The organism is Teichococcus coralli (genome assembly GCF_009829925.1).
Classification (GTDB): domain Bacteria; phylum Pseudomonadota; class Alphaproteobacteria; order Acetobacterales; family Acetobacteraceae; genus Pseudoroseomonas; species Pseudoroseomonas coralli.
Genome location: NZ_SNVJ01000007.1, coordinates 1 through 19,864, shown reverse-complemented (window position 1 = coordinate 19,864; position 19,864 = coordinate 1). Strand labels below are relative to the sequence as shown.

At 72.1% G+C, this 19,864-nt stretch carries 24 protein-coding genes; 10 read left to right on the top strand and 14 right to left on the bottom strand.

Annotation, left to right across the window (positions count from 1 at the left end):
• Positions 1–182 precede the first annotated feature (182 nt).
• Genes E0493_RS09810 through E0493_RS09800 form a run of 3 tightly spaced genes read right to left on the bottom strand, consistent with a single transcriptional unit; the run spans position 183 to position 1,841 of the window.
• Positions 183–488 carry an AzlD family protein gene (locus tag E0493_RS09810; protein WP_160936768.1) on the bottom strand — a complete coding sequence of 102 codons (306 nt, stop codon included), beginning with the start codon at positions 486–488 and terminating at the stop codon, positions 183–185.
• Positions 485–1,243: an AzlC family ABC transporter permease gene (locus E0493_RS09805; RefSeq protein WP_160936767.1), complete on the bottom strand. Its 759-nt coding sequence runs from the start codon at positions 1,241–1,243 to the stop codon at positions 485–487. The genes E0493_RS09810 and E0493_RS09805 overlap by 4 nt, the downstream gene beginning before the upstream one ends.
• Positions 1,236–1,841, bottom strand: a complete 606-nt coding sequence (locus tag E0493_RS09800) for a RecX family transcriptional regulator (protein WP_160936766.1) — start codon at positions 1,839–1,841, stop codon at positions 1,236–1,238. The genes E0493_RS09805 and E0493_RS09800 overlap by 8 nt, the downstream gene beginning before the upstream one ends.
• A gap of 102 nt (positions 1,842–1,943) precedes the next feature.
• On the opposite strand from E0493_RS09800, the gene E0493_RS09795 reads away from it, so the two are divergent.
• The 3 genes from E0493_RS09795 (at position 1,944) to folE (ending at position 3,719) form a co-directional block, all read left to right on the top strand.
• Positions 1,944–2,558, top strand: a complete 615-nt coding sequence (locus E0493_RS09795; RefSeq protein ID WP_160936765.1) for a LysE family translocator — start codon at positions 1,944–1,946, stop codon at positions 2,556–2,558.
• A gap of 5 nt (positions 2,559–2,563) precedes the next feature.
• Positions 2,564–2,974 (top strand): Co2+/Mg2+ efflux protein ApaG, encoded by a 411-nt coding sequence (gene apaG / locus E0493_RS09790; protein ID WP_160936764.1) that lies wholly within the window; start codon positions 2,564–2,566, stop codon positions 2,972–2,974.
• Positions 2,975–3,077: 103 nt separating this feature from the next.
• Entirely contained in the window at positions 3,078–3,719 is a 642-nt protein-coding gene (folE, locus tag E0493_RS09785; protein ID WP_160936763.1) for a GTP cyclohydrolase I FolE, read from the top strand.
• 174 nt (positions 3,720–3,893) lie between these two features.
• Here the strand turns inward: folE and E0493_RS09780 are convergent, their stop codons facing one another.
• From E0493_RS09780 to E0493_RS09755, 6 genes are all read right to left on the bottom strand, one after another.
• Positions 3,894–4,283: a RidA family protein gene (locus E0493_RS09780; protein WP_160936762.1), complete on the bottom strand. Its 390-nt coding sequence runs from the start codon at positions 4,281–4,283 to the stop codon at positions 3,894–3,896.
• 3 nt (positions 4,284–4,286) lie between these two features.
• Entirely contained in the window at positions 4,287–4,919 is a 633-nt protein-coding gene (locus tag E0493_RS09775; protein ID WP_160936761.1) for a hypothetical protein, read from the bottom strand.
• Between the two features lie 107 nt (positions 4,920–5,026).
• Positions 5,027–5,983, bottom strand: a complete 957-nt coding sequence (gene hslO, locus E0493_RS09770) for an Hsp33 family molecular chaperone HslO (RefSeq protein ID WP_160936760.1) — start codon at positions 5,981–5,983, stop codon at positions 5,027–5,029.
• Between the two features lie 164 nt (positions 5,984–6,147).
• On the bottom strand, positions 6,148–7,326 hold the full coding sequence (gene ubiM / locus E0493_RS09765) for a 5-demethoxyubiquinol-8 5-hydroxylase UbiM (protein ID WP_160936759.1): 1,179 nt from the start codon (positions 7,324–7,326) through the stop codon (positions 6,148–6,150).
• A gap of 151 nt (positions 7,327–7,477) precedes the next feature.
• Positions 7,478–8,428, bottom strand: coding sequence for an ornithine carbamoyltransferase (gene argF / locus E0493_RS09760; protein WP_160936758.1), 951 nt, complete (start codon positions 8,426–8,428; stop codon positions 7,478–7,480).
• Positions 8,425–9,627, bottom strand: coding sequence for an aspartate aminotransferase family protein (locus E0493_RS09755; RefSeq protein ID WP_367614492.1), 1,203 nt, complete (start codon positions 9,625–9,627; stop codon positions 8,425–8,427). Before E0493_RS09755 ends, argF begins: the two co-directional genes overlap by 4 nt.
• 237 nt (positions 9,628–9,864) lie before the next feature.
• On the opposite strand from E0493_RS09755, the gene E0493_RS23080 reads away from it, so the two are divergent.
• Together E0493_RS23080 and E0493_RS09750 are read left to right on the top strand one after the other, a co-directional pair.
• The gene (locus E0493_RS23080) at positions 9,865–10,728 is read left to right on the top strand and encodes a hypothetical protein (RefSeq protein ID WP_202397064.1); all 864 of its coding nucleotides are present in this window, start codon (positions 9,865–9,867) and stop codon (positions 10,726–10,728) included.
• Between the two features lie 40 nt (positions 10,729–10,768).
• On the top strand, positions 10,769–11,116 hold the full coding sequence (locus E0493_RS09750; protein ID WP_160936756.1) for a hypothetical protein: 348 nt from the start codon (positions 10,769–10,771) through the stop codon (positions 11,114–11,116).
• Positions 11,117–11,220: 104 nt separating this feature from the next.
• On the opposite strand, the gene dgt is transcribed toward E0493_RS09750, so the two are convergent.
• The 3 genes from dgt to E0493_RS09735 all read right to left on the bottom strand — a co-directional run bounded on the left by dgt (position 11,221) and on the right by E0493_RS09735 (position 14,860).
• Positions 11,221–12,537: a dGTP triphosphohydrolase gene (gene dgt / locus E0493_RS09745; protein WP_235913686.1), complete on the bottom strand. Its 1,317-nt coding sequence runs from the start codon at positions 12,535–12,537 to the stop codon at positions 11,221–11,223.
• Between the two features lie 5 nt (positions 12,538–12,542).
• Positions 12,543–14,102: a D-glycero-beta-D-manno-heptose-7-phosphate kinase gene (gene rfaE1 / locus E0493_RS09740; protein WP_160936755.1), complete on the bottom strand. Its 1,560-nt coding sequence runs from the start codon at positions 14,100–14,102 to the stop codon at positions 12,543–12,545.
• 62 nt (positions 14,103–14,164) lie between these two features.
• On the bottom strand, positions 14,165–14,860 hold the full coding sequence (locus tag E0493_RS09735) for a metallophosphoesterase family protein (RefSeq protein WP_160936754.1): 696 nt from the start codon (positions 14,858–14,860) through the stop codon (positions 14,165–14,167).
• A gap of 269 nt (positions 14,861–15,129) precedes the next feature.
• On the opposite strand from E0493_RS09735, the gene pqqA reads away from it, so the two are divergent.
• Genes pqqA through pqqE form a run of 5 tightly spaced genes read left to right on the top strand, consistent with a single transcriptional unit; the run spans position 15,130 to position 18,135 of the window.
• Positions 15,130–15,183: a pyrroloquinoline quinone precursor peptide PqqA gene (gene pqqA / locus E0493_RS23870; RefSeq protein WP_367614491.1), complete on the top strand. Its 54-nt coding sequence runs from the start codon at positions 15,130–15,132 to the stop codon at positions 15,181–15,183.
• A gap of 12 nt (positions 15,184–15,195) precedes the next feature.
• Positions 15,196–16,083, top strand: a complete 888-nt coding sequence (gene pqqB / locus E0493_RS09725; protein ID WP_160936753.1) for a pyrroloquinoline quinone biosynthesis protein PqqB — start codon at positions 15,196–15,198, stop codon at positions 16,081–16,083.
• Positions 16,077–16,808: a pyrroloquinoline-quinone synthase PqqC gene (pqqC, locus tag E0493_RS09720; RefSeq protein ID WP_160936752.1), complete on the top strand. Its 732-nt coding sequence runs from the start codon at positions 16,077–16,079 to the stop codon at positions 16,806–16,808. Before pqqB ends, pqqC begins: the two co-directional genes overlap by 7 nt.
• On the top strand, positions 16,805–17,068 hold the full coding sequence (pqqD, locus tag E0493_RS09715) for a pyrroloquinoline quinone biosynthesis peptide chaperone PqqD (protein WP_160936751.1): 264 nt from the start codon (positions 16,805–16,807) through the stop codon (positions 17,066–17,068). Before pqqC ends, pqqD begins: the two co-directional genes overlap by 4 nt.
• Positions 17,065–18,135, top strand: a complete 1,071-nt coding sequence (gene pqqE / locus E0493_RS09710) for a pyrroloquinoline quinone biosynthesis protein PqqE (protein ID WP_160936750.1) — start codon at positions 17,065–17,067, stop codon at positions 18,133–18,135. Before pqqD ends, pqqE begins: the two co-directional genes overlap by 4 nt.
• 171 nt (positions 18,136–18,306) lie before the next feature.
• Here pqqE and E0493_RS09705 read toward each other — a convergent pair whose 3' ends face one another.
• Both E0493_RS09705 and E0493_RS09700 read right to left on the bottom strand, forming a co-directional pair.
• Positions 18,307–18,990 carry a ChrR family anti-sigma-E factor gene (locus E0493_RS09705; protein ID WP_367614482.1) on the bottom strand — a complete coding sequence of 228 codons (684 nt, stop codon included), beginning with the start codon at positions 18,988–18,990 and terminating at the stop codon, positions 18,307–18,309.
• Between the two features lie 5 nt (positions 18,991–18,995).
• On the bottom strand, positions 18,996–19,571 hold the full coding sequence (locus tag E0493_RS09700; protein ID WP_202397036.1) for a sigma-70 family RNA polymerase sigma factor: 576 nt from the start codon (positions 19,569–19,571) through the stop codon (positions 18,996–18,998).
• Positions 19,572–19,864 lie beyond the last annotated feature (293 nt).

Here is a 19,864-nt window from a genome sequence, read left to right as displayed (position 1 = left end):
TGCGCAGCTTTGTCTGGCCGGGCCGGCCATTTCCGCGCAAAAATTTCGTAAATGGAGAGTGAGTGAAAGGCGATTTCATCGAAAAAAAGGGCACGTCTGCGCGAGTATTATTACTTGTCAATTCTTGCGTGCAATTCATCCATTCAAGTTATCGTCCAGCGCAAGCTGAAGGTTGAGCGCGATCAGAGGGGGCTTGCAAGCAGGTCCACCAGCCACACCGCGCCGATGCCGGCCAGGATGGAGGCACTGAGATGGCCGGTGCGCCACTGCACCAGCACCACCACAACGGCGCCGATCAGGCCGGCGGGGCCGCTCCGCATCAGGGCGAGGGCCAGGTAGGCCATGAAGATCGGGCCCGGCAGGTTGCGCAGCATGGCATCCAGGAAGGGCGGCGGGCGCTTCGCGCGCATGATGGCGTAGCCGCCGGCGCGGCACAGATAGGTCACGGCGGCCATCCCAAGAATGGCCAGCAGCACGTCGGTCCTCATCGGGCGCCGCGGATTTCCTGCCAGGCCGCCAGCGCCGCGCCGGCCAGCGCGCCGCCAAGCAGCGGCAGCGGCAGGCCCAGCCGGTGCAGCGCCACCGCCAGCGCCGCCGCCGCCGCCCAGGCCAGCAGGTCCTGCCGCGCCCCGCGCCAGAGCGGCACCAGCAGCGCCGCGAAGGCGGCGATGCCGCCGAAGAACAGCGGATGTCCCGGCGGCAGCCGCACCGCCCCGCCGAGCAGGTGCCCCGCCGCCACCGAGGCGATCCAGCCGAAATAGAGCACCAGCGAGGTGCCCAGCAGGAAGCCGGCATCGCGCCCGCCGGCGCGGATCTCGGCCATGCTCATGGCGAAGGAGTGGTCCACCAGCGTCGCCAGCGTGCCCCAGAGCCGCAGGCCGCGGAGCCTGTCCAGCCAGGGTGCCAGCGCCGCGCCCATCGGTGCCATGCGGATGTTCACCACCGCCGCCGCCATGGTGGCGGCGAGGATCGGCGCGGGATCGGACCAGAGCTCCAGCGCCAGGAGCTGCGCGGAGCCGGCATAGACCAGCGCCGACATGCCCAGCGCCTCGACAAGCGAAAGCCCGTGGCCGATCGAGACCACGCCCACCACCAGCCCGAACGGCAACAGGCCGAGCAGCAGCGGCACGGCGCGGCGGGCGCCGCGCCGGACACCGTCACGCGTGAAGCGGACCGGGCCGCCCCTGGTCTCCGCGCCCCTGGTCTCCGCGCCCCTGGTCTCCGCGCCCGATGCCTCAGCCACGGCGGGACGCCAGCAGGCGCTCCTCCGCTTCGGTGGGCTCCATGTCGAGGGCGCGCTCCGCCAGGTCGCGGGCGAAGCCGCCGCGGGCGAGCGCGGCCAGCGCCTTCAGCCGCGCCTCGGGCGCCACCGGCTGCTCGGGCGCGAAGGGGCCGGCGCGGCGGCGGCGCAGATGGCCGAGCGCGGCGGCCAGCTCGTCGGGCGCCTCCCCCTCCAGGACGTTGGCGGCGGTTTCCGAGCCCACTCCCTTGGCGGCCAGATGGGCGGCGATGGCCCGCTGGGAGCGCCCGGCGCGGTTGAGCCGGCGGGCGCGGGAGGCGGCGAAGGCGGCGTCATCCACCGCGCCCGTGGCGGCGAGGCGCTGCGTCACCTCGACCGCCGCGGCACGGGCGGCAATAATGGCGGAGGCGATGCCGTCGGTCGGCTGGCCCTCGGCCTCGGCACGGCGCGCCCAGCGGTCGATCCGGCGGTGCAGCACCCGCAGGAGGCCGGCCTCGGTGGCGGCGAAGCGCGCCAGATGCGCCAGCGCGGCCTCGTGCAGCCGTGCCGCATCCGGCGCCTTGCCCGCGGCCGGCCGCGCACCCTCCCGCTTTCGCTCCATTCCCGTATTGTGCCATGCGGTACGCCACCTGCCCATCCCACCCTCGACGCGGACCGGCGGGCGGCGCAAAATAGGTGGCCCCCTGCCCACCGTGGAGGCTCCATGCCGGTTGAAACCTGGATCGCGTTTCTTGCCGCCGCCCAGATCATGCTGATGATCCCAGGCCCGACCGTGCTGCTGGTCATCGGTCAGTCGCTGGGCGGTGGGCGACGGGCAGCCCTGCCGCTGGTGGCGGGCGTCGCGGCCGGGGACCTGGTTGCGATGAGCCTTTCGCTGGCCGGCCTCGGCGCGCTGCTCGCCACCTCGGCCTTGGTGTTCACCACCCTGAAATGGCTGGGCGCCGCCTATCTCTGCTATCTCGGCCTGAAGCTGTGGCGGGCACCGGTGGGGGACATGGCCGCCGCCCCGCTGGCGGCACGCGACGCATGGCGGCAGGCCTTCCTTGTCACCGCGCTGAACCCGAAATCCATCGCCTTCTTCGTTGCCTTCGTGCCGCAGTTCCTCGACGCCGGCCGGCCTTTCCTGCCGCAGGCCGCCATCCTGGTGGCGAGCTTCGTCGCGCTGGCGGCGCTCAACGCGCTGCTCTACGCCCTGGCGGCCGGGCGGCTCTCCGGCACGGTGCGGCGGCCGGGGGTGCGGCAGGCGCTGAACCGGCTGGGCGGCGGCGTGCTGATCGGCGCAGGGCTGGCCACCGCCACGCTGCGGCGCGCGGGGTGAGCGCCATGGTCCATTCGCCTGTCTTCACGGCGACGACGCACGACATCCGCGTCTCCGTCCGCGCCTTCTTCCTGGCCGACCAGTCGCAGCCGGAGCAGTCGCACTTCGTCTGGGCCTACCGCGTCACCATCGAGAACCTGGGCGGCCGCACGGTGCAACTGCTGAAGCGGAGCTGGCAGATCACCGACGGCCTCGGCCGCGAGCAGCGGGTGCATGGCCCTGGCGTGGTGGGCGAGCAGCCCGTGCTGGAAGCGGGCGAGAGCTTCGAGTACACCTCCGGCACGCCGCTCTCGACGCCGTCCGGCTTCATGTGCGGCACCTACCACATGATCGAGCGCGACAGCGGCGAGGCTTTCGACGTCGCCATCCCCGCCTTCAGCCTCGACAGCCCGCACCAGGCCGGCATGGTGCATTGAGCGGAGGTCGCCCGAGCCCTGCGCAATCGGGCATTGCAACGCTGCCCGCGCGGGCACAAGTGGTGCCGCATCATCGCGCGGATCATGGAGCGGAAGGCCCAGAGTGAACGTCACCACCCCCCCGGCCGGGAAGCTGGCCGAGTCCGGCCTTTCCGAAGGCCGTCCGAGCCGCGCCGAGGCCGAGGCCGCCGTCCGCACCCTGCTGCTCTGGGCCGGGGACGACCCGCAGCGCGAGGGGCTGCTCGACACCCCCGCCCGCGTCGTCCGCGCCTATGAGGAGTTCTTCTCCGGCTACGGGGAGGACCCCGTCCAGATCCTCGCCCGCTCCTTCGAGGAGACGGAGGGCTACGACGAGATGGTGGTGCTGCGCGACATCCGCGTGGAGAGCCATTGCGAGCACCACATGGTGCCCATCATCGGCCGGGCGCATGTGGCCTACCTGCCCGCCGGGCGGGTGGTGGGCATCTCCAAGCTGGCGCGGGTGGTCGAGGCCTATGCCCGCCGCCTGCAGATCCAGGAGAAGCTGACGGCGCAGATCGCCAACAGCATCGACGAGGTGCTGAAGCCGCGCGGCGTGGCGGTGGTGGTCGAGGCCAGCCACCAGTGCATGACCACCCGCGGGGTGCACCAGCCGGGCGTCAGCATGATCACCAGCCGGATGCTGGGCGAGTTCCGCACCGATTCCGGGCTGCGGCGGGAGTTCCTCGCCGTGACCAGGAGCGGCACGCCCGTTCCTGAGGCGTAAAAAGCCTGAGGGAAGGGCTTCCCCAGACCCCCGTCTTCGGTTTGTCGGGCTTGGGTCGCGCCTGGAGCCGCTCCAGCCCCGGCGCGGCCACCTCCGGTCGGTCCTGCCCCGAATGGCAGAAGCAAAGAAGAGCAGACCCGGGGGAGAACGCATTCTCCCCCGGTTCCACAGCCTTCAGGCGATCGCCTCGGCCTCGACTTCCAGCACGAAGCGGGGGTCGGCCAGGCCAGCCACGATCATCAGCGAGCTGCAGGGGGCGTGCTCCCCGAAGACGGCGTCCCGCTCGGCACGCCAGACCGGCAGCAGGGCCCGGTCGGTCAACAGCACCAGCACCTTCACGACGTTTTCCGGGCGCATGCCGTGCGCCGCCAACACGGCGACGAGGTTGCGCAGGGCCTGCCGTGCCTGCTCCTCCGGCGCCTCCAGCACCGTGCCATCCGGCAGCACGCCGATCTGGCCGCTGATGATGAGGCGGCGCCCGGCGCCTTCCACCAGTCCCGCCTGGGAGTAGCGCGCCGCCGGCGAATGCACGCCGGGAGGATTGGAGAGCGTGACCTTTGCCATCGCTCAGCCCGCCGGCTGGCTCAGGTTTTCCTGCTGCACGGGGCCGGGCAGCGGGGCGGTCGGCGGGCCGGACATGATCCAGTCGCGCAGGTTGCGGCGGAGCTGGAACTCGAACTCCACGTTCAGGTCATCCATCGCCTGGCGCACGATCTGGTCCGCCGCCTGCGCCCGGCTGGCTACTCCTTCGTCGATCACGGTGGCGTTGCGGCGCACCTCGGCCTCGGAGAAGCCGACGCGCCGCCCGTCATTGCCCAGGATCTCCACGCGCACGCGGATATAGACCGCCAGCCGCTCCGTGCGCTGCGAGAACATGCCGCCGGGCTGCGCCACCTCGCGCGTCAGGCTGGCCGCGTCCACCAGGAAGCGGCCATGGCCGCTGGTGCCGACCGCCACCAGCCGCTCGCGCCCCATGCGCATGGCCTGGGTGAGGGGGGAAAGCGGGGCCGGCGGGTCCACCCGGAAGGCCGGGCCTTGCGGCGGCTCCAGCACCTCGATGTCCAGCACGTTCAGCCGCAAGGGCGTGAGATGGCTGTAGCCCGGCGGCGGTCGCAGGGCCGGCTGGGCATCGCCGCCGGCGCAGGCCGCCGCCAGCAGCGGCAGCAGCAGGATCGCGCCGCGGCGCGTGGTCGGCATCATTCCTCGCTGTTCTCCCGTTCGAGCGGTCCCATCGGACTGGAAACCGTCAGATGGACGAAGATGCTCGCAAAACAAAGACTGGCCCAGCCCTCTTCGGCGGAACCTGCTCAATCCGCCGCCTGCACCTCGGCGCGCTCGAAGTGGAAGGCCACGTTGCAGAACTCGCAGGTCATGGTGATGGTGCCGTCCTCGGCCATGTGGTCGAGGTCGTCGGTGCCGAAGCCGGAGAGCACCGAGGCCAGCCTGGCGCGCGAGCAGCGGCAGCCGTAGGAGAGCGGCCGCGGCTTGCCCAGCGCCAGGCCCTCGGCATGGAACAGGCGGTAGAGCAGCCGGTCGGGCGAGAGGCCGTCATCCAGCAGCTCCGCCTCGGTCACGGTGGTGGCGAGGGCGAGGGCGGTTTCCCAGGCGTCATCCTGCGCGGCGGCATCCAGCTCGGGGGCGATGCCGCCCTCGCCGGCGATGCGCTCCAGGATCAGGGCGGTTGCGCGCCAGCCGGCGGGGGTCCGGGCGGCGGCCAGCCAGACGCGGCTGCCGAGCTGCTCGGAGGTGGCGAAGTAGTGGCCCGTCATCTCCGCCAGCGTGCTGCCCTCGATGGCGACGATGCCCTGGTAGCGGTCCATGTCCGGCCCCTGGTCGCAGGTGAAGGCCAGATAGCCGCCGCCGAGCAGCGCCTTGGCGTCGGGGTTCTCTCCGTCCGGCAGCTTGTCGCCATCGGCACGGGCGTAGCCGCGCAGGCCGCCGGCATCGGTGCAGTCGGCCAGCAGCATGGGCACCGCGCCGTCACCCTTGGCCTGCAGGCTGAAGCTGCCCTGGAACTTGAGCGCCGCGGCCAGCCCGGCGGTCAGCGCGAGCGCCTGGCCGAGCAGGGCGGTGACGGCGGGCGGGTTGTCGTGCCGGGTCAGCAGCGCGTCGGCCAGGGGGCCAAGGCGCACCAGCCGCCCGCGCACCGGCTTTCGGGCGAGGTGGAAGGGCTGCACGCCGCGCGGCACGGTCAGGTGCGGCACGGGCGGACGGTCGTGGTTGAGGAAGTCGGGGGTGGCGGAGGGTTCAGTCGGATCGGTCACGCGCGAGGCCTGAAATGCTGCAAAACGCCTAGATAGGGCGCCGTACCCCACTCTGCGACCGTTGCAGCCCCGTGCCCAGGTAATGGCGGGGTCTGGTGTAACGCTGTTACCCCGGCGGCGGGGCCGGGGGAGGTGGGGCCGGGGGAGGCGGCGCCTCCCCCGGATCAGGCGCCCTGGGTTTCCATGAGATGCCCGACAATGCGCTGCTGCACCGGGCGAAGATGATTGCCAAGCCGCAGCGCCACGTTGCGCAGCACCCGCGCCGGCAAGGTGGCCTCGGCATAAATCAGCGCCGTGGCGTTGGTGGCGAGGTAGAGCGCGCGGGTTGCCTGCCGGTGGGCGTGGGCGTAGCGCCGGAGCACGGCGGGCGCCGCGAAATCCGCCCCGCGCGCGAGGGCCGCGCGGATCTCGCGTGCCAGCACCGCCTGCCCGCGCAGCCCGAAGTTGAAGCCATGCGCGGTGACCGGGTGCATCCCCACCGCCGCATCGCCCAGCAGCACGGCGCGGGTGGTGGCGAAGCGCTCGGCATAGACGGAAACCAGCGGATAGACGTGCCGCGTGCTCACCAGCTCCATCGCGCCGAGCCGCTGGCGGTAGCGGCGGGCGATCTCCGGCCCGACCTCCGCCTCCGGCATGGCTTCCAGCGCCGCCATCGCCTCCGGCTCCAGGGTGATGACGGCGGAGGACATGTTGCCGTTCAGCGGCAGCATGGCGATGGTCTGGCCGTAGTCGAACCACTCGGTGGCGACGCCATGATGCGGGGCGGCATGGCGCAGGCGGCAGACCATCATGCGCTTGCCGAAGTCGCGGACCTCGGCGCCGATGCCGAGCGCCTTGCGCAGGCCGGAGAAGCGACTGTCGGCGGCGACCAGCAGCCTGGCTTCCAGCGTCTCGCCACTGGCCAGGCGCAGGCGGGCGCCGTCCACGTCGGTGTGCGCCTCGTCCACGCCGGTGCCGGCCAGCAGCCGGACGTCGGGGGAGGCGGTGGCGACGCGATAGAGCGCGCGGCGGATGCACCGGTTGGAGACCAGCCGGCCCAGCTCCGCCTCGGGCCGGCCGCGCGTGTCGAAGCGCAGGGCATAGGCGGAGCCGCCGTTCAGCACGCGGGCCTCGCGCAGGGGCGCGATGCTCTCGGGCGGCAGGTGCTCCCAGGCGCCCAGCTCGCGCAGGAGGGCCTGCGAGGCATGGGTGAGGGCGATCTCCCGCCCGTCGAAGGGCGCCTCGGCCAGCAGGGCTTCCGGCTGGCGCTCCACCACCACGACCTTCAGGCCGGTGCCGGACAGGGAAGCGGCGAGGGCGAGGCCGGCCGGCCCGCCTCCCACGATCGCGACGTCACATTGCATGCTGGCTGCCTGCCTCCTGCGTCTCGCAAGATTAGGTGGGGCGGATCCGGCGTTTGGCAAAGCGGCGCATCGGGCACATGTTCGGCGCCACCCAAAAAAAGAAGGCCGGGGCACCTGGCCCCGGCCTGGTTCCCGCGGCCGCGGCCTCTGCTCAGAGCCCGGACAGCGCCCAGAGCAGCACGCCCTTCTGGGCGTGCAGGCGGTTCTCGGCCTCGTCGAAGATCACGCTCTGCGGCCCTTCCATCACCTCCTCGGTGATTTCCTCGCCGCGATGCGCGGGCAGGCAGTGCATCACCAGCGCATCCGGCGCCGCGTGCCTCAGCAACGCCGCGTTGAGCTGGTAGGGGGCGAGCAGGTTGTGCCGGGCGCTCGGCCCGCCATCCTTCTCGTCCGACATGCTGACCCAGGTGTCGGTGACGACACAGGCGGCATCCTTCACCGCCGCCACGGGGTCGGAGGTCAGCTCGATCTTCGCCCCCTCGCGCCGCGCCCAGTCCACCAGCTGGGCCGGCGGGGCCAGCTCCGGCGGGGTGGCGAGGCGCAGCGTGAAGCCGAAGCGCGCCGCCGCCTGGATGAAGCTCTGCGCCACGTTGTTGCCGTCGCCTGTCCAGGCCACGACCCGGCCGGCGATCGGGCCGCGATGCTCCTCGAAGGTGAGGACGTCGGCCATCAGCTGGCAGGGGTGGGAGACGTCGGTCAGGCCGTTGATCACCGGCACCGTCGCGTATTGCGCCAGCTCGCGCAGCTTCGAGACGCTGTCGGTGCGCAGCATGACGGCGTCCACGTAGCGCGACAGCACGCGGGCGGTATCGGCCGGGGATTCGCCGCGGCCGAGCTGCATGTCCTTGGCCGAGAGCACCACCGCATGGCCGCCGAGCTGGCGGATGCCGACCTCGAAGGAGACGCGGGTGCGCGTCGAGGGCTTCTCGAAGATCAGCGCGATCGACTTGCCGGCCAGCGGCTGGCCCTCGACCCTGCCGCCCTTGGACTGGGCGGCGAGGTCAAGCATCCGCCGTAGGGTCGGCGCGTCGAAGTCGGACAGTTCAAGGAAATGGCGGGGAGCGTTGGCCGCTCCGCCGCCCGTCTTGAGGGCTGCGCTCACTTCGCGGCCACCTTCGCCTTTGCGGGGGTCATGCGGGTCGCCGCGCGGTCGAGCATGGCGAGTGCCTCGTCCGCCTCGGCCTCGGTGATGATGAGCGGCGGCGCGACGCGCAGCACGTTCTGCCCGGCGGCCACGGTCAGCAGCCCTTCCTCCACGGCGGCGGCCTGCATCTCGGCGTTGGAGACCTCGGGCGTCAGCTGCAGGCCGAGCAGCAGCCCGGCGCCGCGCACGCCGCTGGCCACGGTGGGGTGGCGGGCGGCGAGGTCCTGCATGCCCTTCCAGAGGTGGCGCGCCACGCGGTCCACCTGCTCCAGGAAGCCGGGGGCCAGGATCACGTCCAGCACGGCGTTGCCGGCGGCGCAGGCCAGCGGGTTGCCGCCATAGGTGGTGCCGTGGGTGCCCGGCTTCAGGTACTGCGCGACCTTCTCCTTGGCAAGGACGGCGCCGAGCGGGAAACCGCCGCCGATGCCCTTGGCGGAGGACATCACGTCCGGCTCGATGCCGGCCCACTGGTGCGCCCAGAGCTTGCCGCTGCGCCCCATGCCGGTCTGCACCTCGTCGAGCGCCAGCAGCAGGCCGTATTCGTCGCAGACGGCGCGCAGCTCCTTCAGGAAGCGCAGGTCGGCCGGACGCACGCCGCCCTCGCCCTGGATCGGCTCGATCATGATGGCGGCGGTGTTGGGCCCGATGGCGTCGCGCACCGCGTTCATGTTGCCGAAGGGCACGTGGTCGAAGCCCTCGACCACGGGGCCGAAGCCGGCGAGGTACTTCTCGTTGCCGGTGGCCGCCAGCGCGGCCAGGGTGCGGCCGTGGAAGGCGCCCTCGAAGCAGATGAAGCGGAACCGCTCGGGGTGGCCGTTCTCGGCATGGTACTTGCGGACGGCCTTCATCATGCCCTCGTTCGCCTCGGCGCCCGAGTTGCAGAAGAAGACGCTGTCGGCGAAGGAGCTTTCCACCAGCCGGGCGGCGAGGCGCTCGGCCTGCGGCACGCGGTAGAGGTTGGAGGTGTGCATCACCTTCGCCGCCTGCTCCGCGATGGTTTTCACCAGATGCGGGTGGGCGTGGCCGATGGAGGTGGTGGCGATGCCGCTGCCGAAGTCCAGGAATCGTCGTCCGTCCACCGTCCACAGCCAGGCGCCCTCGCCCCGCTCGAAAGCGAGGTCGGCACGGTTGTAGGTCGGCATCAGGGCGGGGATCACGCTGATCATTCTCCGTGGAGTCCGCGGGCCGCGCCCTTCGCGCGGCCTTCGGCGGAAGGGGCGACAGTGCCGCAAAGGCGGCGCGCGGTCAAAGGCGCAAGGGGCGGACCGGCCACGCAAATCCGGCGCTCCTGCTCCGCGGCGGGCTTTCCTGCGCCGCAACCGCGGCGCGGCCAGGGGGTTCCTTCCGGCAAGCGGCGCGCCCGGCGCGCGCTGGAGCATCCGGAGGAGAAAGCCATGTCCCGCCACCCGACCATTCGCCTCCTGCCGCTGGCGGCCGCCGGGCTCCTGGCCTGCACCACGGGCGCCATCGCCACGAGCGCACGGGCGCAGCCCCAGACGGCGGCCCAGCCGCGGCACGAGGGCTCGCAGAGCCAGCAGTCGTTGCAGAACAACTCGGCGACCCGGGCACTGGACCGCGCCGCCGGCACCAACGTCTCCGGCGCCTATCCGAGCCAGGCCGACGGCACCACCACCAACCCGCCGGGCACGGCGCTGGGCCGGGCGGTGGATCGGGCGGCCGGGACCGACGTTTCCGGCGCCTATCCCGGCCACGAGGCGAAGACCGGCAACGACGGCCGCAACCCGCCCGGCACCGCCGGCAGCCGGGCGGTGGACCGTGCCGCCGGAACCAACACCTCGGGCGCCTATCCGAGCCAATCCGATGGAACGGCCGCCAACCCGCCCGGCACCGCCGCCGGCCGCGCCATGGACCGCGCCGCCGACGGCAAGGCCGGGGAACCGCCGCGGCCCGTGCCCACCACGCCGGACGCCCGCCCCGACAAGCGTTCCGACAGCGGCCGCCTGCTGCTGGCGCAGAACGCGCTGGGCACGGAGCCGGGCGTGACCGATCGCGGCGCGACGCTGAAGGGGCCGGAGGCGCAGGGCGGCACCGGCAACAACAGCGGCCGCATTCCGGGCCCGCGCACGGGCACCGCGGGCAACGGGGCCAGCGTTCCGGAAGGCCAGGGGCGGCATGGCGCCGGCGCGCCGGGCTCAACCACGGGAAACACCACCGAGGCGCCCTCGCTCGGCACCCGGCAGGTGACGCCGCCGACCAGCAACCCCAGCCTGCAGGATCGCCCGAGCAGCGCCCGCTGAGCCACAGCGCGCGGCCTGCAGGCGCCCGGAGGAGAAAGCCATGAAGCGCAAGTCCAACATCCGCCTGCTGCCCCTGAGCGCCGCCGCCTTCCTGGCCTGCGCCGCCGCCGCGCTGGCGCAGAACCCGCTCGGCACGACACCCGGCCTGAGCGATGGGGAAACGCTGAAGGGGCCGGAGGCGCAAGGCGGGGTCGCCAACAACGCCGGCCGCATGGCCGCGCCGCGCACCGGAACGGCGGGCAATGCCGCCACCCAGCCGGCGCTTCCCGACGGGCAGCCCGCCACGCCTTCCGGCGTCACCACCGAGGCGCCCACCCTCGGCCTGCGCGAGGTGCGGCCGCCGACGGGCGACCCCAGCCTGAAGCAAAGGCCAAGCAGCGCGAACTGAGTGGAGGCGCAACCGGCTGCCGCGGGCCGGAGGCGCCGATCGGGGAACCCTGCCGGGGTGGACGGCGTCACCCCGGCAGAAGCAAGGCCGGATGCGGCCCGGTGCTAAAGGCCGCGCAGGCGGGCGGCGAGGTAGGCGGCGTAGTTGTCGGTCATGCCGGCCACGAAATCCACCGCGCAGCGGATCGTCTCGCTGGGAGAGTAGCCCTGTTTCGGGTGGTAGTCCTGCATCAGCGAAAGCGCCTGGCGCGGCCGCAGTTCCGCCCCGGCCGCGCCGCCGGTGCGGGCATAGGCGAGGCAGGCCTCCAGGAACACCGTGAGGGTCTTTTCCAGCACGTCGCGCGCGCCGATCTCGAACTCGATCTTGCGGCTGTGGAAATAGAGCGCGTCGTGGTTCTTGCGCTGCACGGCGGCGAAGGCGGCGCGCAACTCGGGGTCGCACAGGCGGATCAGCGACTGACCGGCCGGCAGCAGCCCGGCCATGATGGCCGCGTGGTGGTCGCAGAAGGCCCTGGCGACCCCTTCGATCAGCCGGCCGATGGCGCGGGAGCGCAGCAGCGCCACCTTCTGCACCTCGGTGTCCTCGCGCGTCAGCCGCTCGGCGGTGATGCCGGCCAGCGGCGCCACCAGCGCCTCGTAGGTGGCGTAGGGCACCATCTCCAGCTCGACCGCATCCTCCAGGTCGGCCAGGCTGTAGGTGATGTCGTCCGCCGCCTCCATCAGCCAGACGGCGGGGTGGCGCGGATGCTCTCCCCCAAGGCCGCAGGCGGCCGTCACCTGGGCAAAGGCGGCTGCCTCGGTGGCGAAGTGGTTGAACTTGACGCCCGGCCGCCCGTCGCGGACGGCGCGCGGGTCGGCCCCACCCCAGGGATACTTCACGAAGGCGCCGAGGCTGGCATAGGTCAGCTTCAGGCCGCCCCGCTCGCGATAGCCGTCCGCCCGGGTCAGGATGCGGAAGCCCTGGGCATTGCCGTCGAAGTGGCGGAGGTCGTCGTCCAGCTCCAGCCCGCTGGCCTGGCCAACGGTGTCCAGCCAGTGCCCCATGAAGGTGGCGATCACTTCCTCGCCGGCATGGCCGAAGGGCGGATTGCCGATGTCATGCGCCAGGCAGACCGCCTGCACGAGGTAGCCGAGGTCGTCCGGCGTATGGCCGGCCGCGTCCAGCTCCTCCTTCAGCAGCGTGCCGACGCTGTAACCCAGCGAGCGGCCGACCGAGGCCACCTCCAGCGTGTGCAGCAGCCGGTTGCGGATATGGGCGTTGAAGGGCAGGGGATGCACCTGCGTCTTCTGCTGCAGCCGGCGGAAGGGGCGGCTGAAGACGATGCGGTCCTGGTCGATCTGGTAGGCGTTGCGGTTGAGCGCCTGCTTCGGCCGCTCGTCGAGGAAACGCCGCGTCTCGAACAGCGTCTCCCAGCGCATCATCCGGCTCAGCCCCGCAGCCGTGCCACGGTGGCGGTGGTGGAGTTGCCCGGCAGCAGCTCGGCGAGCTTCACCACGCCCCCCCAGTCCTGCAGCAGGTCGGCGCCCACCACCTGGTCCACCGTGTAGTCGGCGCCCTTCACCAGCACGTCCGGGCGCAGCAGCCGGATCAGCTCGACCGGCGTGTCCTCCTCGAAGATCGTCACGAGGTCTACGGTGGCGAGGGAGGCCAGCACGGCGGCGCGCGCCGCCTCGGGCTGGATCGGCCGCGTCGGCCCCTTCAGCCGGGCCACGGAGGAATCGGCGTTCACCCCCACCACCAGCCGGTCGCACCAGGAGCGCGCCTGCTCCAGCAGGTGCACGTGGCCGGGGTGCAGCAGGTCGAAGCAGCCATTGGTGAAGCCGACGCGATAGCCGCGCTGGCGCCAGCGCTCCACCTGCTCGGCCGCGGCGGCGCGGCGCACCACCTTGCGCAGGGCGCCGCGCTCCGGCGTCAGGGCTTCCAGCAGGTCCGCCTCGCGGGCGACCGCGGTGCCGACCTTGCCCACCACGATGCCGGCGGCGATGTTGGAGAGCCGCGCGGCGAGCGGCAGCGGCAGCCCGGCGGCATAGCCGGCGGCCAGCACCGCCACCACCGTGTCCCCGGCGCCGGAAACGTCGTGCACCTCGGGCGCCTCGGCCGGGAAATGGTGCAGGTTCTCGCCTTCGAGGAGGGTCATGCCGTCCTCGCTGCGGGTGACCAGCACGGCGCCGAAGCCGTGCCGCCGCTGCAGGGCCCGGGCGGCGGCGACGACGTCCGCCTCCGTCTCCACCGGCATGCCGCTGGCGAGCGCCAGCTCGGCGCGGTTGGGCGTGATGACGTCGGCGCCGGCATAGCGGGAGAAGTCGCGTCCCTTCGGGTCCACCAGCACGCGGCGCCCGGCCGCCTTGGCGGCGGCGATCAGCCGCTCCGGCGTGTCGCCGGCCAGCACGCCCTTGCGGTAGTCGGACAGCACCATGACGCTGGTCGCCGCCACCGTGTCGGTGGCGATGCGCACCAGCCGGTCGGCCAGGCGCTGGTGGATGGGGCGGACGATCTCGTGGTCCGCCCGCAGCATCTGCTGGCCATTGGCGATGAAGCGGGTCTTGGTGGTGGTGGCGCGGCCGCCCTGCACCAGCAGCCAGGGCTCCACGCCGGGCTGGCCGCCGATCAGCCCGGTCAGGTCGCTGCCGGCCTGGTCGTCCCCCACGACCGAGAGGAAAGCCACCGCCGTGCCCAGCGCCGTCAGGTTGCGCACGACGTTGCCGGCGCCCCCCGGCATCGCCAGTTCACGCTCCACCGCCAGAACCGGCACCGGCGCTTCCGGGCTGATGCGGCTGACATGGCCATAGACGTAGCGGTCGAGCATGGCGTCGCCGACCACCAGCACGGTGCCGCGCTTGAGTTGCCGGACCCCCTCGATCAGGTCGGGGTTGATGGCCGCCGGCGTGGTGGCGTGCGGTGTCGCCCCGCCGGCCGGCTGGCCGTTGGCAGGCGTGGCATCGGAGGGGCTGGCGGGAGCCGCCGAGGGGGGCACGGGGCCTTGCATCGGCAAGGTGCCTAGCGCAGCCTTGCCTGGACGCGCAAGGCGCGCCGCTTGCCCGCGGTCACTCAGGCGTGCAGGAAGCGCAACCGCTCCCCCTCCAGGACCAGGCAGGTGAGCGCCCCGCCGGCCACCGCGCCGGTGTCGATGCCGATGCGGTTGCCGCGCAGTTCCGGCGCCCGGCTCGGGGTGTGGCCATGCACCACGATCATCGGCAGGGGGCGCGGCCAGGAGAGGAAGGGCTCGCGGATCCAGAGCAGGTCCTGGCTGCGCTGGCTCTCCAGCGGGCGGCGCGGGTCGATTCCCGCATGCACGAAGAAGTAGCTGCCCGCCTGCCAGGAGAAGAGGGTGCGCTCCAGCAGCGCCCGGTGCGCGGCGGGCGGGGCGAAGCTCGCGTCCCGCGCCCCGTAGCTGGCCAGGGTGGCGTCGCCGCCGTTCCACAGCCAAAGGTCCTCCGCCGCGGTGCCGGCGCCGGCGGCGAGGCTGTCCAGCATCATCGCCTCGTGGTTGCCGCGCAAAACCACCTCCTGGGCGCCGGGCACCGGGCCGGGGCCGCAGAGCCGCTCCAGCACGGCGGCGCTGTCCGGGCCGCGGTCCACGTAATCGCCGAGATGCACCAAGACGCAGTGCGTGGCCGGCCGGCTTGCCCAGTCGTCCGCGATGGCGGCGTGCAGGGTCCCGAGTCGGGCCGCGCAGCCGTGCACATCGCCGATCGCATAGATCCTGAGTCCCGCCGGCAACTGGCCGGGTGCCGCTATCTGCATCGCGCGCGGACCCTCCGCCCGGGGAAGCCTGCGGCGCGCCTGCCGCGCGACAGCCCCGGCGGCACTCTACAGGGTCGCGCGCGTTCAGGCGAGGCATGGTGATGCGGAGCCGGCTGCTCCCCGCTGCGTCACCCCGCCGTGATGCGGGGGCGATGCGGCAACTGCGCTCGCCAGGCGGGCGTTGTCACGACGGCTGGAGCCGCTTGGCGGGCCGGCCGCATCCGAGGCAGCGCAGGAGGTGCCGCATGAAGTGTTGGAAAAAGCCGCGCATGGTCGAGATCTGCACCGGCATGGAGATCAACTCCTACGCCAGCGCCGAGTGACCGTGGCTGGGGATGCGGTTCATCATCCTGGGATCGGCGGCGGGCGGGGGCTTCCCGCAATGGAACTGCGCCTGCCTGCACTGCCGCCTCGCCCGGGAAGGTGAGCCGCGCCTTCGGCCCCGCACCCAGTCTTCCCTCGCCGTGGAAATGGCGGGCGGCGGCTGGCTGCTGGTGAATGCCTCGCCCGACATCCTGCGGCAGGTCGCCGCCACCCCGGCGCTTCACCCCCGCCATGGCCCGCGGGACAGCCCGATCGCAGCGGTGCTGCTGACCAGCGGGGAGGTGGATCATGTGGCCGGGCTGCTTTCCCTGCGGGAGCGCCAGCCCTTCACGCTGCGCGCCACGCCGCGCATCCTGCATCTCCTCGACCGCAACGCCATCTTCGGCGCGCTGGACCGCCACATCGTCCGGCGCGAGGCGCTGGCGCTGGAGAAGGAATGGGCGTTGCCCGGCCTGCGGCTGCGCCTCTTCGCCGTGCCCGGCAAGGCGCCGCTCTACATGGAGCACGAGGCCGGCGCGGCGGAGGACACGGTGGCTGTCGAGTTCACCAGCCCCGAGGGGCGGCGCGCCTACTACATCCCCGGCTGCCACCAGGTGACGCCGGAGCTGCGCAGCCGGATCGAGGGCGCCGCGCTGCTGCTGTTCGACGGCACGGTCTGGACCGATGACGAGCTGAGCGCCGCCGGCGTCGGCGAGAAGACGGGCCGCCGCATGGGCCACCAGCCGCTCTCCGGGACCGACGGCTCGTTGGCGGCGCTGGCCTGGCTCGGCGTGGGCCGCCGCGTGCTCGTGCACATCAACAACACCAACCCTCTGCTGATGGAGGGCTCGGAGGCGCGGCAGCACGCCGAGGCCGCCGGATGGGAAGTGGCGGAGGACGGCATGGACCTGGCATGGTGAGCCGCCTGCTTGCACCCGACGAACTGGAAGCCGCGCTGCGCCGGATCGGCGCCGAGCGCTACCACAACCTGCATCCCTTTCACCGCCTGCTGCATGACGGCAAGCTCGACCGCGGTCAGGTGCGGGCCTGGGCGCTGAACCGCTACTATTACCAGAGCCGCATTCCGCTGAAGGATGCCGCCTTCCTCTCGCGCGCCGAGGACCCGGCGCTGCGCCGCGAGTGGCGCCGTCGCCTGGAGGACCATGACGGCACGGAGCCCGGCACCGGAGGCATCGCCCGCTGGCTGGCGCTGACCGACGGGCTCGGGCTCGACCGCGCCGATGTCGAGGCCGGGCGCGGCATCCTGCCCGCCACGCGCTTCGCCGTGGATGCCTATGTGCGCTACGTTCGCGACATGCCGCTGCTGCCGGCCGTCGCCTCCTCGCTGACCGAGCTGTTCTCGCCGAACATCATCTCCGAGCGCGTCGAGGGCATGCTGCGGCACTACAACTTCATCAGCCCGCGGACGCTGGAGTATTTCAGCCACCGCCTCGAACAGGCGCCGCGCGATTCCGACTTCGCGTTGGACTACGTCAAGCGCGAGGCGCGCACGCCGGAGCAGCAGGAACAGGTGCTCGACGCGCTGCGCTTCAAATGCGACGTGCTCTGGGCGCAGCTCGACGCGCTGCACCACGCCTATGTCGCGCCGGGCCTGATTCCGCCCGGCGGCTACAGGCCGGCATGAGCGCGGCGCCCAGCCTGGCGCCGCAGGTCCGCCTGCGGCATGACGCGGCGCGCGGCCAGTGGGTGCTGCTGGCGCCCGAGCGCGTCGTGGTGCTGGACGAGGTCGCCCATGCCATCCTCAGCCGCCTGGACGGCCGGACCACGATCGACGGGATCGCCGCCGCCCTCGCGCGGGAATACGAGGCACCACCCGCGGAAATCGCCGCCGACGTGCGCGAGGCGCTGGAGGACCTGCACCGCAAGGGGCTGGTGCGGCTGTGAGCGCCATCCCGCCGCCGCTCGGCCTGCTGGCGGAGCTGACGCACCGTTGCCCGCTCGGCTGCCCCTACTGCTCCAACCCCCTGGCGCTGGAGAAGCGCGGCGACGAGCTGGACACCGCGACCTGGCAGCGGGTGATGCGCGAGGCGGCCGCGCTCGGCGTGCTGCAACTCCATCTCTCCGGCGGCGAGCCCGCCGCGCGGCGCGACCTGGAGGACATCCTCGCCACCGCGGCGGAGGAGGGGCTTTACACCAACCTGATCACGTCAGGCGTGCTGCTCGACCGCGCGCGGCTGAATGGCTTGGCGTCGGCCGGGCTGAACCACGTCCAGCTCAGCATCCAGCACGCCGAGGCGGGCGCCGCCGACCGAATCGCGCATTTCCAGGGTGCCCATGCGCGCAAGCTGGCCCTCGCCGAGCAGGTGCGCGAGGCCGGGCTGGCGCTCACCATCAACGCCGTGCTGCACCGGGGCAACCTGGACGCGGTGGCGGCGATGATCGCCCTCGCCGAGCAACTCGGCGCCGGGCGGCTGGAAATCGCACACGCGCAGTATCACGGCTGGGCGCTCCGCAACCGCGCGGCGCTGATGCCGGAGCCCGCGCAGGTCGAGGAGTCTCGGCGCATCGTCGCGGAAGCCCGGCAACGGCTGGAAGGCCGCATGGTGATCGACTTCGTGGCGCCCGACTACCACGCCAGCCGGCCCAAGGCCTGCATGGGCGGATGGGGACAGCGCTTCCTCAACGTCTCGCCCGGCGGCGCCGTGCTGCCCTGCCATGCCGCCGAGACCATTCCGGGAATGCGCTTCGAGCGCGTCACCGAGCGTGGCCTCGCCGACATCTGGTACGGCTCGGCGGCCTTCAGCCGCTTCCGCGGAACGGGCTGGATGCCCGAGCCCTGCCGAAGCTGCGAACGGCGCGAGATCGACTGGGGCGGCTGTCGCTGCCAGGCCCTGGCGCTGACGGGCGACGCCGCCCGCACGGATCCGGTCTGCGCCCTCTCGCCGGATCATGGGTCCGTGCTGGACGCCATCGCGGAGCGGGCCGGCGACGCCGTGGCCTGGCGGCGGTAGCGAAACGGCCGGGGGGCGCTGCTTCCGCAACGCCGCCGTGGCTGACCGGGTGCTGGTATCGGCAGGCCATCCGGCAGCGCCGCGAAACCGTCCGCGATCGTCCGGGGGGATGGCGGCGCGTGCCTGGGGCCGCGGCCGCATGGCGGTGGCGAGACGCCGGCGAAGGCGTCCCTAGATCTTCAGCCATGCGCCGACCAGCTTGCCGAGCGTGCCTGCGAAGTGCGTCCGCCCGCTTGTTGCGATCAGGCAAACGCAGTCTGCCGGGCCTTCCGCGACCGGCCGGTGATTGTAGCCGCCTTCCGCCTCCGCCAGATCCCCGATGCCGTAGCGCCCGCCTTCGTCCGCGAAGGCGCCCTCCAGCACGCAGGTGCGTTCCGTTCCGGCATGGCCATGGGTGGGGAGCGCGACACCTGGCCGGACCCGCAGCAGGAGCAGTGCCTTGCCGCCCTGCGCTCCGCCGGATTCCCGCAACAGCACGGCCACGCGCACCCCTGGCGACACCCACCGCAATCGTGGCGCCGGCAGGCCAAGCCAGGACAGCGCTGCGGCTGCTCCCGGCGGGCGGAGCCGCGCCGGCTGAGCGGGTGTTTCGCGCATTTGCGCCGCCTTGGTGCCACCGAGGCGATCAAGCGTTTGCTGCAGCGCGCCGGGAGCGAGTGGCGATGGCGGCAGGTCCAGAAGCAGCAGTCCGCCCGCGGCGACGGCCAGCGCGGTGGTGGCGCGGCAATGCCTGCAATACAGGAGATGCGCCTTGACAGCGATGCCGGCGGCCGGTCCGAGACCGCCGACGGCGTAGGAGACCAGCGTCTCCTCGCTCGGATGATGACGGATGGTGCCGTCCGCTGCCCCGTTCACGGCTTTCATTCTTCAAGTGCGCGGCGCAGGCGCGCCATCACCAGCCGCAGGCGTCCTTTCACCGTGCCGAGGGGAATTCCGAGGTCGCGCGCGACCTCGGAATGGCTCCTGTCGGAGAAGTAGCAGAGTTGGAGCACCTGTGCCTGCTCCTGCGGCAGAAGGTGCATCGCCTTGTGAAGAAGCGCCTGATGGGCGGCTGTGGTGAGTTGCATTTCAGCGTCCGGAGCATCGTCCTGCGTTTGAAAAGGCTCGGCGGCCGAGACTTCGTTGGCATGCGCGCCATTGCGGCGAAAGGCATCAATCCGCAGGTTGCGCGCGATCGCATAGATCCAGGTGGAGGCCATGGATCTCGCGGGATCGAAAAGCGGCGCCTTGCGCCAAACAAGAATCATCGTCTCCTGCGCGAGTTCCTCGGCCTCTCCATCAACCATGCCAAATTTGCGGAAATATGTCTTCAGCTTTGGTGCGAAATGGGCGAACAGGGCAGCGAAGGCGCCGTGATCCTGCGACCGCGCCACCGCGACAATATGGCCCGAGAACGTTGTCTCGCCGCAGGCGCTGGCAGGGCGATGGCGCTGCAACCACGGTGCTCCGTTTATAATGTGCGGCCAATGCACTCTCGGACTGCCGTGCGGAACACAGCGCAGGAGCGGAGAAACACGTTAATCGGAAGCAGGAGCACTGCCTGCATAACGTGCCGGTGATCGGATGATCCGCCGCGCGTGGCGCTTCGTATCATGAAAGGTCTGCGAGAGAAGAAAGAGGAAGAACGTCACAATGAGCAACGCCTGTCACGAGACGACCAGCCCGGACTATTCCTCCGGCCATCCTGCGCCTGCGTTCGGCGGCCTGCTGGGTGGGCTGCAGATTTTCG

What these genes read in the sequence shown, in the direction of transcription:
- E0493_RS09810 (WP_160936768.1), bottom strand. Translation starts at nt 488, where the DNA reads ATGAGGACCGACGTGCTGCTGGCCATTCTTGGGATGGCCGCCGTGACC.
- E0493_RS09800 (WP_160936766.1), bottom strand. Translation starts at nt 1,841, where the DNA reads ATGGAGCGAAAGCGGGAGGGTGCGCGGCCGGCCGCGGGCAAGGCGCCG.
- E0493_RS09795 (WP_160936765.1), top strand. Translation starts at nt 1,944, where the DNA reads ATGCCGGTTGAAACCTGGATCGCGTTTCTTGCCGCCGCCCAGATCATG.
- apaG (WP_160936764.1), top strand. Translation starts at nt 2,564, where the DNA reads ATGGTCCATTCGCCTGTCTTCACGGCGACGACGCACGACATCCGCGTC.
- E0493_RS09780 (WP_160936762.1), bottom strand. Translation starts at nt 4,283, where the DNA reads ATGGCAAAGGTCACGCTCTCCAATCCTCCCGGCGTGCATTCGCCGGCG.
- E0493_RS09775 (WP_160936761.1), bottom strand. Translation starts at nt 4,919, where the DNA reads ATGATGCCGACCACGCGCCGCGGCGCGATCCTGCTGCTGCCGCTGCTG.
- ubiM (WP_160936759.1), bottom strand. Translation starts at nt 7,326, where the DNA reads ATGCAATGTGACGTCGCGATCGTGGGAGGCGGGCCGGCCGGCCTCGCC.
- E0493_RS23080 (WP_202397064.1), top strand. Translation starts at nt 9,865, where the DNA reads ATGTCCCGCCACCCGACCATTCGCCTCCTGCCGCTGGCGGCCGCCGGG.
- E0493_RS09750 (WP_160936756.1), top strand. Translation starts at nt 10,769, where the DNA reads ATGAAGCGCAAGTCCAACATCCGCCTGCTGCCCCTGAGCGCCGCCGCC.
- dgt (WP_235913686.1), bottom strand. Translation starts at nt 12,537, where the DNA reads ATGATGCGCTGGGAGACGCTGTTCGAGACGCGGCGTTTCCTCGACGAG.
- rfaE1 (WP_160936755.1), bottom strand. Translation starts at nt 14,102, where the DNA reads ATGCAAGGCCCCGTGCCCCCCTCGGCGGCTCCCGCCAGCCCCTCCGAT.
- E0493_RS09735 (WP_160936754.1), bottom strand. Translation starts at nt 14,860, where the DNA reads ATGCAGATAGCGGCACCCGGCCAGTTGCCGGCGGGACTCAGGATCTAT.
- pqqB (WP_160936753.1), top strand. Translation starts at nt 15,196, where the DNA reads ATGCGGTTCATCATCCTGGGATCGGCGGCGGGCGGGGGCTTCCCGCAA.
- pqqC (WP_160936752.1), top strand. Translation starts at nt 16,077, where the DNA reads ATGGTGAGCCGCCTGCTTGCACCCGACGAACTGGAAGCCGCGCTGCGC.
- pqqD (WP_160936751.1), top strand. Translation starts at nt 16,805, where the DNA reads ATGAGCGCGGCGCCCAGCCTGGCGCCGCAGGTCCGCCTGCGGCATGAC.